Raw genomic sequence first — 17,274 nt, 5'->3', positions numbered from 1 at the left:
ATCTTTCTAAATCTCTTTGTGTATAACAATTTGCGTAGGGTAATCTTTTATACGTTTTGTAGTCACGAAAGAAAATCAGGAACATTGTTTTATCGATACATATAAAATCCCGCGGAGACGCGCATGGAGATTCTGTGATCGCGGTTAAATCGATCGGGCCTGAGAGATCGACAATACAATCATTGCGCCTGTCCCATGCGTTTGAGCCGCCCGCAGGGCTGCGACGGGCTTCGATCGATATTCAATCCAGACATGGCGCAGACGAGCGGACGGAGTTGAGGAAGGACAAGGCGTGTCCGTCACATCGGTGGCGATGCTTTCGAAGTATTTGAGGCGTTGAGGCAGCGTTCGAGGCCTCGAAATCGCTGCAATCAGGTTTCGGCTGGCTGGACCGCAGGGATTTCGGCGTCGGCTTCCACCGCAGAGACGGTGGCGCGCAAGGCGTCGCTGCCATGGGCCGCCAGCGAGCAAGCGTGTAGCGCCCAGCCCAATCGCTGCAGACGCGAAAGCTTACCTGACAAATTCGACACCTTGGCCCGGCCCTGACCAAAGTCTGGTTTCAGCTCCGACCTTGGTCCAGGCTGGCGCCGACCATCCGTCGAAATTCCCTAGCCTTTGTGCCGAAAACATCATGCGACGTCCGACCGTAGGCATTCGAACTGGCGGTGTCATGCTTAATCAAGGGTTAACGTGGGGATTAAACCAGTCGGAGAAGACCGGCATTGGCGCTGCTTCACAGCCTCATTGCCCTCCCCCCGAGAAGGCACTTCCCAACTCCCGCCAATGCGCCCGAGAGCGCTGACCGTAGTCCTGTCGCCGTTGCGTACGGCACACGAATGGAGAAAAGCGATGCCTTCCATCAAGCCGTTCGACATCACGCTCAGTGATATCAACTTTCTTCTCGACCAGATGCGCGACGCGATCTTCATCACTGGCTACGACGCCAGCGGTCAGGCCATCTATGGCTATACGGATGCTGGCGGAACCACCCGGACGCTGGGCCTTTTTGGAACGTTCGATCCTCTAGGCATTATCGATCCGACTACACATCTTTCTATTTACGATGGCGCGCGCGAAGCAAGTGGCTTTCGCATCCCGGTCGGGTTTTTCAACAACTTGGTCGAGGTCACCCGCTGGAAGTGGGGTTCTTCGGACAATCCGTTCCCGCGCCTGACCGCAGCCGATTACAACAATTACGTGGCCCAGGTGATGCTCAATCCGGCGCTGACCAATGGATTTCACACGGGCTATCTGGATACACATACCCTTCCCGACACCACTCAACTTGCATCACCAGGCGCCTATGGCGACCTCAACACCACGGTGGTGGACTACACGCCGCGCATGATCACCCAGACGATCAGTTCCTCGTATGGTGCGCCCGGTGCCGCGACTGCCACCGGCATCGTTCTCGCTGGCACGGATCCAGCGATAGTCTCCATGCTTCCTGGCGAGCTGATGATCGTAAGCACTGGCGCTGGCCTGGTTGCCTTCAGCTTCTATATCGGAGCGGATCCTTCCAACGGCAATCTGGTCGGTATCAATGTCAACCCGCCGGCGACCGTAGCCAGTGCCATGCAGGCCATGCAGGTTGCCCTGCGCGATCCTCATATTGGCGGTGTTCCCGACGCGGTGGTCGCCATCGACGCAAACGGTCATATCAGCATGTCATTGGGCTCTCCGCAGGATGGCAGCTTTGCGGTCTTCGACTACGCCGGCCTTGGCCTCGGCGGCACGTTTGACCCTGTCGTGCCCGATAGCGCCAGCGCCATGATCAGAACGGGTGTCTACACCGATGTGGTGACGTCCGAGAATGTCCACGGCGTCGGCGGCACGACTGAAACGATCACCGAATACATGGTGCGAAACCTGAACACGCTGCCGGGTGACCCGTCGACCAGCGGTATCTTCACCTTGTTCGGCCAATTTTTTGACCATGGTCTCGATTTCATCGGCAAAGGCGGCCAAGGCTCCAAGATCATCATTCCGCTGTCGCCTTCCGATCCTCTGTACCGGGCTCCGATGACAAATGGGCCAAGCGACCCTGGCAACACAACCATCACGATCTCGCGCGCCACGCCGGACGGATACACCGTGGACGATTATCACGGTCGCCCGATCTCGATAGCCGGAGCGGACAACGTCTGGGGCACACCAGACGACCTGAGCGCCCCCGGCGCTGACGGCGTCTATGGGACCGGCGACGATGTTCACGCGGCAATGGTAAAGCCGGCCACGACGTCCTACACAAACCATACCTCGCCTTACATCGACCAAAGCCAGAGCTATGGCTCGGATTCGCAGACCACCTACATCCTGCGCGAATGGGTGAAGGATCCCAACAATCCGGGCCACTACATCGCGGGCGCCGAGTTGCTGGACGGGCACCAGACCCAAGCCTACACCAGCCAATATTTCGACGACTCCTCCTTGACTGGCCTTGGCGTCGGCCAGACCACCCGAACGTTGCCCACGCTCAACGAATTGCGCGAGCACCTGCGCGCCACCATGCGCGACGACCTGACGTGGGACGACATCAACAACCTGCGTGCGCGGGACGCTCAGGGTCATGTCATCGACACCAACGGGAGCGTTCCGGGCGGCTTCAACTACACAGGCGAAGCGCTGCTGCTCGACATGAATCCGCGCTTCGACATCGGCCGGCTCCATCCCAATGACGGGAACGCCGGGACGAACTGGGACACCAACGCCGCGGCGAAGGTGGATACGGCCATCGCTACCCTCAGCCAATGGGTTTCGAACAACGGTCTGGGTTCCTTCGGACTCGTGGGCAACGACCTCACCCTCACCCTCAACGCGGCGATGGGGCCGCTCCAGGCCAATGTCGCGTATACCGGCGCCTATGCCATGGCGCTTTGGGTCGACTTCTCGAACTTCAGCATAACTGCGACCGATGACATCTACGGCGCGGTCAGCGAGATAATGATGGCGTCGGTCGGCGACCACTACGTCGCCGGTGACGGACGTGCCAACGAAAACTTCGGCCTCACCGCCATTCACCATGTCTTCCACGCCAACCACAATGTGCAACTGATCAACCTCGAGAAGATGGTGCTGGCGTCCCCCGATATCGATGCGCGCCACGGCTACGAGATCGCGGTCACGCAACACAGCGGTGACGTGGTTGCCAATGGCATCAGCCTGATCAACGGTCACTACGAAGATGCGAACCACAACTACACGCTCGCCGATGGTTCAATTTCCTGGAACCAGGACAAGATGTTCGAGGCGGCCAAGCTTATCAACGAAATGGAGTACCAGCACGTCGCGATCGACCAGTACGCGCGCTTGGTGACCCCCGACCTGCCGGAGTTCGTGACCTACGACAACGACATCAAGTCGGACATCTCGCTCGAATACTCGCAGGCCGCATTCCGCTTTGGGCACTCCCAGCTGCGTGAAACAATTGATGCCATCGACCCCAACAGCACTGTGACCAAATGGGCGCTGGAGGCGGCGTTCCTCAACCCGACCGCCTACGCCCAAACCGGCGCCGAGGACATCCTGCGCGGCATGTCGCAGCAACTTACCAACGAAGTGGACGAGTTCGTCACCCCGGCCATGCAGCAGACGCTGCTCGGCCAGCCGCTCGATCTCGCCGCCATCAACATCGCTCGCGGCCGCGATGTCGGCATGCCAACCCTCAACGAAGTGCGCCGCCAATTGCATGACGCGCTCGTTGCCGAGCGGCTCGCCGATCCGGCGACGCCCCACCACACCAATCTGATCGTCGATGCCCTCAATCCATATACCAGCTGGGCTGAGTTCGGCTCTCAGATGCAGCATCCCGAATCCCTGGTGAATTTCATCGCGGCCTATTCCTTCGACGGAGATCTCGCCAAAGCCCGGGCAATTGTTGGCCTCGAGGATGGCTCCATCAGCGAAGGCACCCCCGATGCCATGAATTATACGTTGCAGCAGGCCGTGGCTTTCCTGAATGGCGGTGACGACGGCTACAACCATATCGATTTCTGGATGGGTGGCCTGGCCGAACTGCACGTGTTCACCGGCCAGCTCGGCACCACATTCAACGCCATCTTCGAAGACCAGATGGAACGGCTGATGGATGGCGACCGCTTCTATTACCTCTATCGGCTTGGTCTCGGGCTGAACATCGATCCGGACCTGGGTCACGCCATCACGACGGAGCAGTTCAAGGACATCATCGAGCGCACGACGGGGGCGTTGCATCTCAACGGCGACGTGATGGGCTGGTCCGATCACACGTTCGAGCTCGCGCCAATGTATCTTGCGGCACTCGCGGCCACTGCTGGGATGACGAACGGTTTCAAGATTGATCCTGTCACCCATGCGGTCACCGGCACCAGCACTGCAACGGGCTACGGCATCTATTCCGGCTCGGGCAACAGCACTGCCGGAAACGGTACGCTGCTCACGAAGATCAATGCCGATCTTGGCCTCAGCAATACCTATATCGCCGACTTCCGGCCCGACGTCGGGGAGAACCCCGACGGGACGCCCTCTTCGGGCTACAATTCGCACGAAACCTTCGCCGGCACCGACTACAACGACTGGCTCGATGCCGGTAATGGCGACGACACCATCTATGGCGACAAGGGCAACGACGTGCTCGACGGCAAGGCGGGCGCCGACCACATCTATGGCGGCGATGGCCAGGATGTCATCTACGGCGGCGACATCGAGGACTTCCTCGACGGCGGCGCCGGCGACGACATCATCTATGCCGGCACCAGCGCCGGCGGGCTGGACGTCGCCATCGGCGGCCACGGCAATGACAGGGTGTACGGCGAAGCCGGCATCGACGAACTTTATGGCGGCGAGGGCGACGATTATATCGACGCCGGCGGCGACACCGACCTGGCCTTCGGCGATTCGGGCAACGACATCATGTTCGGCGGCGACGGCCCGGACGAACTGCGCGGTGGTGAAGGCGACGACATGTTGTCGGGCGGCTCGGGTTCCGACCAGCTCAAGGGCGAGCATGGCGACGACATCTTCTTCGGCGGCATCGGCCAGGCGGCCCAGACCGGCGACAGCGATGAAGCGCTGGGCGACACCGGCTTCGACATGGCGGCCTTCAGCGACACCAGCATCGTGCTCGACACCGCAGCCGACCTGCGCAACGTCAACCTGACCGGCGCGCCTGGCGGAACGGCCTTCGAGCCCTTCAACCAGCTCTGGACCGACCTCGAGGGCGTTGTTGGCTCGAAATTCGGCGACACCATCATCGGCGCCGACAGCGGCGCGGTCGACGCCGAAGGCGTGCAGTCGGGCGATAACTGGCTGATAGGCGGTGGCGGCAACGACACTTTCGGTACCCGCGTCGGCGATGAGACCGGCAGCCTCGGCAACGGTGGCGACGACGTCATCGTCGGCGACTCCGTCCGTCTCGACGCGCTGATCGGGCACTATTCCGGCTACCTGGAAGACCACCCCGAGCTGCCGCAGTTCGATGCGAACGGCAACGCACTGCACGGGTTGCTGAACGGTGACACCACGTTGACAGGAGGCTTGCTCGGCCACGGCGAGGCAGCCGGCTTCGCCAAGCACTTCACTGAAATGCTCAAGACCCATGACCGCAAGGACCTGGTCCTCGGCGCGGACGTTGGTGCGGCGGGAGACCATGACGTCGCAATCTACACCGGTAATGTAGGTGACTACACGTTGACGGCGCTCGACGCCAACGGCGCGATAGTGGCAAATCCCCATGCGAACTGGGGCAATGTGTTCGCGGTCAAGATCCACGATGATGTCGGTGATCGCACGTTGGCCGACGGCACGGTCCTAGCATCCGATGGCACTGATCTGTTGGTTGGGGTCGAGTATCTCGACTTCGCCAACGACCACAACTTCAACATCCAGGCCTATTTCGACATCGCCCCAACGCTCGATCTGCACTACGCGCCAACCGCTCGGACGGTCCGGGATACGTTTGGCACAAGCAACTCCAGTAGTTACACACGCAATGATGGTACCACGAACTGGAACGGTTCCTGGCAGGAAAGCGGAGATATCAATTCGTCAAACAACGGCGCCTCGGGTGGCGCAATCCGGCTTGTCGATACTCAGGCCGGCAACGGTCAAAACTGGGCTCTGCAGTTCGACCGGGAGACTGGCGCCAGTGGGGATGGTGCTTCCATTTCCCGTGGTGTCGATCTTTCAGGCGCAACGACCACCACTAGCGGTGTCCTCAGCACCCATCGGCCGCTGCTGACGTTCGACCTTACCAAGACCGGCATCGGCTCCGGCGAAACCCTGCAGGTCCAGTACTCCTCGAACGGTACGACCTGGACCACGGTTGCGACATACGGCGACGGCAGCAATTCCACCAGCAACGCTACCGGGGGTCAGACGATCGACCTTTCGGGGCAGGTGCTCTCCGCCGACTCGGCGATTCGGTTCGTCGTCTCTCAACTCGGAAACAGCAGCGACTACTTCCACGTCGACAACGTGCAAGTTGCCTTCAACGCCGACGCCGACGGCGTCAACTACTCGACCAATTACACCGAGCAACTCACGCCGGCCGCAATAGCGTCGACCCCGCTGATCACCGACCCGGACGACACGAACATGGTTTCGGCGAAGATCGTCCTGACCGACGGTGTCGTCGGGGATCGGCTCAACGTTGGCGTCTTGCCGTCTGGCATTGTCGCAACCGGAAACGGCACCGGCCTCGTCACTCTCACCGGGGCTGCTACTCTGGCCGCGTACCGGACGGCGCTTGAGGCGATCACCTTCTCAAACCCGACCAACGACAATCCGACCGGCGCCAATCGGCACATCCAGGTGACGGTCAGCGATGGTCTCAAGAACAGCCCCGTGGCGACGACGACTGTGCATGTGACGCCTCTCGACGATCCGGCGACGCTTCACAACGATACTATCCTGACCAACAATGGCACGACGTCGTTCACTGTACCGGACTGGGCCTTGCTGGCCAATGACAGCGATCCGGACTCGGTTCTCAGCATCAGCGGCGTGAACGGAGGCTCGGAGCTCGCCAACGGGTCGCCGACACACTCGAATAGCAACCAGTCCGTCACGATCCAGGATTCAACAAGCGGTCAAATCGGCGGCTATGGCGGTACCTTCCGATACTATGGCAGCGGTGTCGGTTCGAATGATGTTGGCCGCCCGACGGTGACTGTTTCCAACCAGAACGGTGGAAATCTTACCGGCACGGCGGGTTCCGAAATCATCGTCGACAGCACCAGTGGCACAGGCGTCCATACCATCAACGGCAATGGCGGCAACGACATCGTCTTCGCCAATAACGGCGATGATACGATCGTGACCGGCAGCGGCAATGACTATATCGACGGAGGTACGGGTGCGGACTCGATGACGGGTGGCGCCGGCGATGACACCTATGTCATCGACGACGTCAGCGGCACCAGGGACGTCGTACACGAGGACGTCGGCGGTGGCACCGACACGATCACGTCGTCCAATTCGAGCCTTAATCTCAACGACTCGGCCTTTGCAAACGTCGAGAATGCGACCCTGACCGGCAGCTCAAGCCTGAATATTGTCGGTAACAGCGCTAACAACGTCCTTGTCGGCAACGGTGGCAACAACATATTCACGTGGAACGCCTTGGGCGGCAGAGATACCATCGACGGCGGCAGCGGCAGCGGCGACACCTTCGTTGTCAATGGCAATGCTTCGGCAGAGACCTTCGACATTTACGCGATGACTGATGGTCAGAATGCCGGCCTGGCAAGTCTGCTCGGCACGAGCTTTGCCACAGACACCGAGATCGTCATCACCCGGACGGTCAGCGGCGTGACCACGGTCGCGGCGGAACTCGACAATATCGACGAGATCACGGTCAACACGCTTAACGTAACTGCCAACAACAACAATGGTGGACCCGATGGTGGCCCCACGGGCGGCGACACGGTCGTCATCCATGGCAACTTCGCGGCCACGGACCTCAACTACTCCACCATCACGGTCAACGGCGGCGACAGCGACGACACGGTCGATATCTCCGGCCTGACCTCCGATCATCGTATCGTCTTCCATGGTGCCGGTGGGACGAACCACGTCATTGGCGACCTGCGTCCCCAGGACGTCGTCGACAATGGCGTGCCCGGCAACGGAAATGCGCCTGGCAACGGAGGCGACACCTCACAAGGTGACGACGACGACGAAGACGACAACGAGCACCAGAACCGTGCGCCGGTCGTGAACGGAGCCATCGTGCTGCCCCCGCTGGGCGCGAACACGGCGATGCTGATCACCGCGGCGACGCTTCTGGCCGGAGCCTCGGATGCCGATGGCGACTCCCTGACCGTGACCAACCTCACGCCGTCTTCAGGAACTGTCACCCAGGGGCCCGATGGCTGGACCTTCACATCCGATACCGACACCAGCCAGGTGAGCTTCAGTTACGACATCAGCGACGGCCAGGCTTCCGTCCACCAAACGGCTTCGCTGGATCTGACGGCGGCTGCCGAGGGAGAAGGCGACGGCGGGGATGCGCCGGTGCCCGGCGGCGATGCCCATCTCGGCACCGATGGTGACGACGTCATGATCGGCGGGCCCGATGCGGACGTGCTGAGCGGTGGCCAGGGTGACGACGTCATCTTGGGCAATGACGGCGCGGACACGCTGCTTGGCGGTGCCGGAGACGACCTCATCAAGGCTGGCGCCGGCGACGACGTCGTCTTCGGTGGCGCAGGCAACGACAACATCTTCGGCGGCGCCGGGCATGACACGATCTTCGGCGATGGCGGCAACGACCGGATATTTGCCGACGAGGGCAACGACGTCGTGGAAGGCGGAGCTGGCAACGACACTGTCTATGCCGGCACCGGCGACGACCACATCATCGCCAATGTTGGCGATGGCGACGACGTCTACTGGGGCGAGGATGGGCAGGATACGCTCGACTACGCGGCCATCGGCGCCAGCTTGACAATCGATCTTGGCAACGGGCTGCTGCACCACGGCAGTGTCTCGAGCGCGCAAAGCGGTCAGGATACGGTGTTCGGCTTCGAGAACGTGATCGCCGGTTCCGGCAATGACACAATCATTGCCAACGCCGCCGCCAACACAATGGATGGCGGGCTTGGCAGCGACACCTTCGTGTTCGGGTCGGCAGCCGACGCCAATGGCGATACGATCGTGGGCTTGCAGCCGGGCGACAAGATCGATCTGTCATTGATCGACGCCGACACGAGTGCCGCGGGCCACCAGTCCTTCGTCCTCTTTGCCGGAGCCGGGTTCACTTCGGCGGGCCAGGTGATGGTCAGCTACCAGACCGCCGCGGACGGTGAACATACGCTGGTCAAGGGCGAGATCAACGGAGACGGCGCGGCCGACTTCAGCATCGATGTTGCCGGCCACCACGACCTGGACGGAACCTCGTTCAAGTTCGCCTGAACGTTCTGGCCGCCGGGGGCAATCCCTGGCGGCCGTTCAAGTCTGCAGACAGTTCAATATGGTTGAGGTGGGCTTTCATGAGTACCCAAAAGAAACGCACCCGTTCTGCTCCCGATGTGTCGCAATACATCGGCAATTATCGCGGGCTTGCAGTCTTTCTGCTCTGCCTTTCCGGTGTCATCAACCTTCTGGCGTTGACCGGCTCTTTCTACATGCTGCAGATCTACGATCGGGCCTTGCCCAGCGGCAGCGTGCCCACGCTGGTAGCCTTCTCGGTGCTGGCCATCGGACTCTACCTCTTCCAGGGCCTGTTCGACGTGTTGCGGTCCCAGATTCTCGTCCGCTATGGTGCGCGCCTCGACGCCAGGCTGGCCCCGCTGGCCCATCAGGTGGTTATCGAGATGCCGCGCTACGGCTATTCCACGTCGGAAGCGCTCGAGCGGGGCCGGGACGTGGATACCGTGCGCGGCTTCATATCCAGCCAGGCCCCTATCGCCCTGTTCGACCTGCCCTGGATGCCGCTCTTCCTGGGCTTCGTCTATCTCCTCCACCCCATGCTCGGATTGCTGACACTCGCGGGCGCCATAGTCCTCATCGCCCTGACCGTCGTTACCGAAGTGATGACGAGAAATGTCGTCAAGGATACGCACCGCGCCGCCATCACGCGTTCGAACATCGCCGACGCACATGCGCGCAACGCGGATATTCTCAAGGCAATGGGCTTCGGCTCCCGTGCCGTGTCGCGCTTTTCAGCCGCCAATGACAAACATCTCCATTTGCAAACCAAGACCAGCGATGTGACGGGGTCCTTCAGCGGCCTGGCAAAAGTGCTGCGCATGATGCTGCAATCGGCGCTTCTGGGCCTTGGCGCCTATCTCACCATGAAGGGAGAACTCTCATCGGGCTCCATCATCGCGTGTTCGGTCGCTTCGGCGCGCGCCCTCGCTCCCATCGACATGGCGATCGGCAACTGGAAGGGTTTCGTCGCTGCACGCCGAAGCTTTGGCCGGTTAAAGGAAACCCTTGCGGCTATGGATGATGAGGCCCGGATTATCGATCTTCCGGCGCCTTGCCAAACGCTGAAAGTGGAAAAAGCAACCGTCGTTGCGCCCCATACCGGCGCGGTTCTTCTGAGCGAGGTTTTTTTCGAACTCAAGGCCGGCGATGCGCTGGGACTGATCGGCCCAAGCGGCGGCGGCAAGACATCGCTGGCCAAAAGCATTGTCGGTGTCTGGCCGCTGCTGCGCGGCTCGATCAGGCTCGACGATGCTGATCTCGATCAGTGGCACAGCGATAAACTTGGTGCCCATATCGGATATCTGCCTCAGGATGTGTCTCTGCTGGAGGGGACGATCGCCGAGAACATCTCGCGCTTCGATCCGCAAGCCGACGCACGCGGGATCGTTGCCGCCGCGCGCGCCGCCGGTGTCCATCAAATGATCGTCAGGCTCAGCCAGGGATACCAGACCGAACTTGGGCCAAACGGCACCTCCCTGTCGGCCGGCCAGCGCCAGCGCATCGGCCTTGCTCGCGCTCTTTACGGCGACCCTTTCCTTGTCGTGCTGGACGAGCCGAATTCCAACCTCGACGCCGAAGGCGAGGCCGCCTTGACGGAGGCGCTCAAGGGCGTTCGTCAGCGTGGTGGCATCGCCATTGTGATTGCCCATCGCCCGAGTGCCCTGGCAGCGGTCGATCTCGTCGGGCTGATACAGAACGGCAAGCTGGTTGCGATAGGCCCGAAGGATGAGCTGATCCGCGAACCGGCGCGCGTCGCCACGGTGCCTGCCTCAGCTGGCAAGACGCGCGCCGCTCCAACGCCTAGCTCTGGCGGCAAGGTGCGCGCCGCGGCGGCCGTTGCGGCCGCGCAAAAGGATTGACGAGCGAAAAATGGACGATCGGCTCGCACTTGGACTGCCCAACCACGAGGAGCTCGACGCTCCGAAGAACCGTTTTAAGTTGCGTGATGCACGCTCGCGCGTCAATTCGGTCTCTGCCTTTCCATTCTTGATCGGTGCATTCGCGGCACTCCTGAAAAAGATATTCGAGAGCGACCAGAACGTCCCCGACAAAAACCCGGGCGGACATGCCGACCAGACCACCAAGGGCGACGATCACCCATCCGACGCCGAGGGCGATCCGGTCGTGACGCAGATACAGAAGATCGGCGATGTCGCGGACTATCTGCGAAGTCTCGCCGAACCCATAGGCGTCAATGTTAGCGACCTCAATTTCGACGTCTGGCAGCCGCATCGGCCGTGGGGCGTGCAAGGGCTGCACCCGAACGTTCGCGCTGGCGTCGGCAACAGCATCCACGGTCCAGGCGGCCATGGTGCCCCGCCGCCACCCATTGCCAGCAACGACAATGGTGGTGGGGGATCCTCACCTCCCGGTGGCGTTTTGCCAGGCCATGGCGGGAGCGAAACCGGCGGCGGGTCGGGCCCGGGCGGCAGCGGGGGACAAGGAAATCAGCCCGGCCAAACCGACCCCGGCCAGGGTTCGCCAGGACCGACCAAGTCAAATCGGCGGCCGGTCCTGACCGGTCCGGTCTTTCTTTCCGACGGCATGATGAACCTGTCGGTCATCATCACCATGGGCGAACTGCTGAACGGCGCCAGCGACCCGGATGGGGACAATTTGATCGTGCGCTCGCTGGAGGCCGATAGTGGTGAACTTCGCCGCATCGGACTGGAACGATGGCTCTATACGCCCGAGCACGACCAGATTGGAGCCGTCACGTTCCATTATCAAATCAGCGACGGCGTCGAGACCATCCAGCAGAGCGCTCACCTCGAAGTCACGGAGCCCGCCGGTGAATCCATGGCCGGCACCGAGGGTGACGATGTGCTGATAGGAACCCCTTACGATGATCTGATCGATGCCCGCGGCGGCAATGACGTCGTCTATGGGCGCGAAAGCAACGATACGATCCACGGCGGCGACGGCAACGACCGGCTCATCGGGGGCGACGGCAACGATGTCATCTGGGGCGGCCGCGGCAATGACGTCCTTTTTGGCGGTCATGGCGACGATTCCCTGTTCGGCGGCGAGGGCAACGACATTCTGTATGGCGATGCGGGCAACGATCTGCTTCTCGGCGGCGAGGGCCAGGACCAGATCCATGGTGGCGATGGCAACGATGTCGCCGACGGCGGCACGGGCAGTGACGTGCTGGAAGGCGAAGACGGCGCCGATACGCTGGACGGCGGCGATGGTAACGATGCTCTCTACGGCGGCGCTGGGGCCGACCTCCTGATTGGCGGCAGCGGTGACGATGCAATCGCCGGCGGCGACGGCGCGGACTCTTTGCTGGGCGGCGACGGCGCCGACTCGCTCCATGGTGATGCGGGCGCCGATACGCTGGACGGCGGTGACGGCAACGATGTGCTCGACGGCGGGCAAGACGATGACACGCTCATTGGTGGCGCCGGTGACGACACCATGAGCGGCGGCGACGGCAATGATCATCTGAGCGATGGCGCAGGTCTCGACCACATTGACGGCGGCGCGGGCGATGACGTCATTGTTCTTTGCAACGACGTCCGGATCGATATCGTGGATGGCGGCGCGGGCCAGGATACGCTCGATCTTTCCGCCAATGCCCACGACACCCTTGTGGACCTGCCGGACGGGCTCGTCTTCCTCGATGGCATCGAAGAGGCCCATATCTTTGAAATCGAGAGCATCGTGGGCGGTCATGGGCGAAACACGCTGGTGGCGAACGATGCCGTCAATGTCATGGTGGGCGGCGGCGGCAGTGACCTGTTCGTGTTCCAGTCGCTTCAATCCCTGGAAAACCAGGGCGGGCCGCGCGACCTGATAATGGATTTCTATCAAGGAGACCGCATCGATCTGTCGCGCATTTCAGAAGATCTCAATGACTTTGCAGGCCACAAACTGTTCTTTGCCGGCGCGGCTTCGGCGGCACCAGCCGATCTGGGGGCGGTGGTCTTCAAATTTCAAACGCTCGACATTGATCACGAGGTCACGCTCGTCTCCGGGAATCTCGTCGGCGACCCGGACGATGAATTCTCATTGGCCCTGGACGGCCATCACGAACTGACGGCTCAGGACTTCATTCTTGAAGCAAAGCACGACGCCGCGATGCCTGGTCAGGCATAGGCGACCGCGTAAACGATAGGGGTAAAAGCGTGGACAAGAATCTTGAGAAGAAGACGCGTCGGCCACATTACACCATTCACTCCAGGGTGGCGGTCTCCGGCCTCCTGGCGTTGGGTTTGGTTCTGGGCTGCGGAGGTTGGGCGGCCAATGCAAACCTGTCGGGTGCGATCATCGCGCAGGGTAAAGTCACCTCGAAAAAGCAGTTGAAGATGATTCAACATCGCGACGGCGGCATCATCGGCGCGATCGAAGTCGCCAACGGCGATGCGGTGAAAGTCGGTGACGTTTTGATCCGCCTCGACGAAACCCAGACCAGGGCGGAGCTGGGCGTGTTGAGTGGCCAGTTTCTGGAATTCCAGGGACGCTCCGCCCGCTTGCGCGCCGAGCGCGACGATCTGGACCAGATCACGTTCGATTTCGCAGCCGATGTCGATCCGCACGCCATCGTGGATGGCGAGCAGCGGCTGTTTGCCAATAACCGGGCCACGCGTGTGGCTCAGAAGGCGCAACTTGCATCGCAGATCGAACAGTACGAGGAACAGATCAGAGGCCTGGAAGCGCAGAAGACGTCCAGCAAAAGCGAACGTGCCCTCGTGGCTGAAGATCTGGGCCGCCTGGCGCCCTTGTTGCGCAAGGGGCTCATCGAAGGCGACAAGACGCGCACGCTGGAACGGGACCTGATCAAGATCGACGGCCATATCGCCGAGGTCGAGTCCGACATAGCGCGGGCCAGGGGCCAGATCAGCGAGGTCAATCTCAAGATGATTGAACTCGACCAGCAGGTCAGGACTGATGCCCAGCGTGAGTTGCGCGACGTCGAGGCCAAAGTCGCCGAGCTGGACGATCGTATCGTCGCCGCAAAGGATCGTCTCACGCGCATGGAGCTGCGGGCGCCGATTTCGGGAATCGTCAACGATCTCAAGGTTCACACGGTGGGCGGGGTGATTGCGCCCGGCGAAACCGTCATGTCAATCGTGCCTGGCGGTGACGAACTTATCATCGAGGCTCGGGTCGCGCCGACCGATATAGACCAGGTATCAACGGGCCAGGATGTGAGGCTGCGCTTCTCGTCATTCAACCAGCGCACCACACCCGAGATTGGCGGGCGCGTCAACGTTGTTGGAGCGGCTGCTAGTGTCGACGCGCAGACCGGCCAGGCCTATTACCTTTCAACAATCGCGATCGTCGATGACAGTGGCCTCGACGGCAAGCAACTGGTGCCAGGCATGCCGGTCGAGGTCTTCCTGCACACCAAGGAAAGATCTGCACTTTCCTACCTGGTCAAGCCATTCACCGATCAGATGAAGCGGGCCGTGAACGAAGAATGATCGAATAGCGTTCCGTCGTCGTTGATTGCGGGGGGCGACGGGGTGATCGGGGTGAGCATGCGCGCCCTGATAGCTGCCAACGCCTTTCCCCCCCACCCGCCAGGCGTTGGCAGCTGCCTGTTTGCTTCCTTCCTCTGCTCTCGGCGGATGAGCCTGGAAATTCCGACAGGCCGACACCCGCCAGCCCGCGAGGCGCGTCATGGTGCCTGGCCACGACATGGTTCAGCCCCAAGGCGCAATTCAATGGCCGTCAAGGGTGCGGGCCGCTACCAACCTCGGCGGCGTCATTCCGATGCCTTGCGCCATTTGATTTCATTATCCAGAAGCCCCCTTATTTCCTCAGTCTCTTTTCGAGCGGCTTCCAGTCGTTGATACATTTTGTCGACCTTGCCCCGCTCACGATATAAGGCCGACGCCAACAATCCGAAGCCCAACATTACCAGGACGATCAACCCGCCTCTCAAAGGCTGCGTAGGGACGAGACCGCACAGTGCAACGGCATTCGCGCTGAAGCAGAGGGAAACGATCATGATGGCGATACTTCTTCCAAGCACCGCACAAAGAATCGACATCAGCAGTAGAACCAGGGCAAACGCCGGCGACAGGGCTACGCCGGTCATGATCGAACCGAGCCACCATGAGAGCACCGGGGGAACCGTTTGGTGGAACCAATCTTGCAAGGACCCAAGGGCCTCGGTCATGCGGCGGCCTTTTGCGATTGTCTTATAATGATTGGTAACCTGCCGTACCCGGCTTGAAAAGGCTTGTGAACATGAGGAGGCATGGGCCCGGCTCTATGCGTCGCAACGGTCGCAATGGATCCGTCTCTGAACTCTCCGAAGTTGCGCGCTATGCCATATTCCCTATTGCACAGGCCGGGAACTCGGATGGACTGCTCCAGGGAGCTAGCCAGCCTGCGCGGCCACGCCGCCTCCAGGTTTCGGAATTCTGACAAAGCCAAGCAGGAATAATGTCGCGCTATATCAGCGGTTCCGCGACGAACGATCCGCCATGCCGGCAGGTCCTTCCGACAGGAACCGCTCAACCCAGCGCACTACAACCTTCGCCATCACGCCATGGATCCGCGCCACATCGGCTTTGGAGGCGGCCTTCAACAACGGCCAGCGCACCATCTCCTCTCGACGCAACAGCGTCGAATGGGCTGAAGCGGCAGAGCAGTGTTCGGTCCCAATTTAGAACTTTGCGGCAGCCTTGGGTTCGACGCTAAAATGGGAAAGGGTCTCGGCATATGAGATTTGAGCTCGCAGGCCTGAGGCCAAGAGTGCCTGGAACAGAATAGAGCCTGCCCGGGCCAAACCTTGGTTTGGTCGAACGTAAGCCTGGAGCGAAAATGCGGACAAGGGACTGCTGCTCATCCTGCATCAAGATGACGGCGAATATCTCCAGGTTTCGCTCGTGGCAGAGTTTGACGCATGAGGCGTAGTCAAGTGTCGATTCATCCGTGCAAGCTGGCCCGCTATTCCCACCCTGCAGATATGGATATAGCCCAAGATCTGTTTCTTGATGCCAGCGATAAAGTTGCCGCGCGCCGGGCGTAAAGCGGATCGTTCCTTGTTGCCGCGCCTGTTGTGAGAGCAGAGCGAGGTTCGCTTCGCATTGAGCAAGCTCGCCGACCGCCCTTATGGCAGCCTCTGACCACGATGCGCCTGCCGCAAACCCCATCGCCGGAAACCGGCCGGAACTGTCGCTGGAGATTGCCGCAACTGTTGGCACCGCCAAATCCAACGTAAGTCGTAGAAGCCGCAATTCGCGGCCTCGATGCCGAAGCCAATCCTCGTACGAAGATACGGTGTCGCTTGCCATCGACTTCGGATCGATTCGAGGCAGAACAAGCCGATTGTACCACCAGATAGAGGTCGCATCTCGCTCTATCAGCTCGAGAAGTGCGCTCATCGCAGCACCCTCAACGCTGATGCCCAGCGCAAGTCCGTTCGAGTCGGCAGCCGGCAGAGATGATCCCTCGCAGGGATCATATCCGAGGAAACACAGTCTCGCGGGCACCCAAGCTTGCTCCGTACCGAGCTTGTCGTCACTCAGGATCCAGTCTTCAGGCGCGGATCTATCCCAGCGGGTCGGAACCATGTTGCGGAGTGCGGGTTGTCGGTTCCCGCCCTCTCTCCGGTCATATTGCTCTTCGCTGAAAAGAAGGATGCCGGGCGGCTCGACGACCCGCCCATAAATCGCATTGGCGCAAGACCGGAGAATTCGCCTCTCGGGAATGATCTGGGCGAAGTAGGTCTCGTCCGCCTCATAAAGGCAGCCCTGCAGCGCCTGCTCGGCTGTCGTGCCCCAACCAGACACGAAGTAAGTGCTCTCATCCCCATCTCGGGCGGCGCGAACGCGGCCGGCCGCCACAGTGAGAGGACAGCCGAGCAACGGGTCCGAGATTACCACCGGGCCATAAAGAAGACTC

Annotated in this window: 6 protein-coding genes and 1 pseudogene; 4 read left to right on the top strand and 3 right to left on the bottom strand. The window is 61.0% G+C overall.

Going from position 1 to position 17,274, the window contains the following annotated elements; translation table 11 throughout:
* The first annotated feature begins 849 nt into the window (after nucleotides 1–849).
* The 4 genes from FJ934_RS20890 to FJ934_RS20875 all read left to right on the top strand — a co-directional run bounded on the left by FJ934_RS20890 (nucleotide 850) and on the right by FJ934_RS20875 (nucleotide 14,840).
* Nucleotides 850–9,393, top strand: a complete 8,544-nt coding sequence (locus FJ934_RS20890) for a peroxidase family protein (protein WP_140611933.1) — start codon at nucleotides 850–852, stop codon at nucleotides 9,391–9,393.
* A gap of 77 nt (nucleotides 9,394–9,470) precedes the next feature.
* Nucleotides 9,471–11,270 (top strand): type I secretion system permease/ATPase, encoded by a 1,800-nt coding sequence (locus FJ934_RS20885; protein ID WP_140611930.1) that lies wholly within the window; start codon nucleotides 9,471–9,473, stop codon nucleotides 11,268–11,270.
* 10 nt (nucleotides 11,271–11,280) lie between these two features.
* A complete protein-coding gene (locus FJ934_RS20880) occupies nucleotides 11,281–13,512 on the top strand; it encodes a cadherin-like domain-containing protein (protein WP_140611928.1) in 2,232 nt (743 codons plus the stop codon).
* A gap of 29 nt (nucleotides 13,513–13,541) precedes the next feature.
* A complete protein-coding gene (locus FJ934_RS20875) occupies nucleotides 13,542–14,840 on the top strand; it encodes an HlyD family type I secretion periplasmic adaptor subunit (protein WP_140611925.1) in 1,299 nt (432 codons plus the stop codon).
* A gap of 284 nt (nucleotides 14,841–15,124) precedes the next feature.
* Here the strand turns inward: FJ934_RS20875 and FJ934_RS20870 are convergent, their stop codons facing one another.
* The 3 genes and pseudogenes from FJ934_RS20870 to FJ934_RS20860 all read right to left on the bottom strand — a co-directional run bounded on the left by FJ934_RS20870 (nucleotide 15,125) and on the right by FJ934_RS20860 (nucleotide 17,162).
* Nucleotides 15,125–15,541, bottom strand: coding sequence for a hypothetical protein (locus tag FJ934_RS20870; RefSeq protein WP_140611923.1), 417 nt, complete (start codon nucleotides 15,539–15,541; stop codon nucleotides 15,125–15,127).
* Between the two features lie 285 nt (nucleotides 15,542–15,826).
* Nucleotides 15,827–15,943 (bottom strand): annotated as a pseudogene (locus FJ934_RS20865) (leucine zipper domain-containing protein); the annotation flags it as partial.
* Nucleotides 15,944–16,064: 121 nt separating this feature from the next.
* Nucleotides 16,065–17,162 (bottom strand): YcaO-like family protein, encoded by a 1,098-nt coding sequence (locus FJ934_RS20860; protein ID WP_181165703.1) that lies wholly within the window; start codon nucleotides 17,160–17,162, stop codon nucleotides 16,065–16,067.
* Nucleotides 17,163–17,274: the final 112 nt, after the last annotated feature.

The sequence above is a fragment of the Mesorhizobium sp. B2-4-12 genome, assembly GCF_006441575.1.
Lineage (GTDB): Bacteria > Pseudomonadota > Alphaproteobacteria > Rhizobiales > Rhizobiaceae > Mesorhizobium.
This window is presented reverse-complemented; position numbering and strand designations above follow the sequence as displayed.